The organism is Synechococcus sp. 8F6 (genome assembly GCF_002252665.1).
GTDB lineage: Bacteria > Cyanobacteriota > Cyanobacteriia > PCC-6307 > Cyanobiaceae > Cyanobium_A.
Genome location: NZ_NQKZ01000080.1, coordinates 1 through 405, shown reverse-complemented (window position 1 = coordinate 405; position 405 = coordinate 1). Strand labels below are relative to the sequence as shown.

The 405-nt window shown below is 56.0% G+C and carries 1 protein-coding gene; it reads left to right on the top strand.

Annotated elements, in window-relative coordinates; translation table 11 throughout:
* Positions 1–405, top strand: a 405-nt coding sequence (locus CJZ78_RS14145; RefSeq protein ID WP_369802075.1) for a hypothetical protein, incomplete at both ends; no start/stop codon positions are given.

Sequence of the window (405 nt, the reverse complement as noted above, 5' to 3'; positions counted from 1 at the left end):
GCATCTGGCAACTAAACAGAAAGAAGCTGCACAGCTTGAGCAGCAGCGCTTAGCCGCAGAACGCGATCAGCAGCAACGCCTAGCCGCTGAACGCAAAAATGCCGAACGTTTACAAAAGCTGCGGCTCGAAGCTGAACAGAAGGAAGCCATACTCCTAGAGAAGCTGCGCGCAGCAGAAGTAAGCGCCGAGCAGCAGCGCCTAGCCGCTGAACGCAAAGATGCCGAACGCTTGCAAAAGGTGCGGCTCGAAGCTGAACAGAAGGAAGCCATACGCCTAGAGAAGATGCGCGCAGCAGAAGCAAGCGCCGAGCAGCAACGCCTGGCCGCTGAACGCGAGCAAATCGAACGGCTAGAACAGCAGCATCTGGCAACTAAACAGAAAGAAGCTGCACAGCTTGAGCAGCA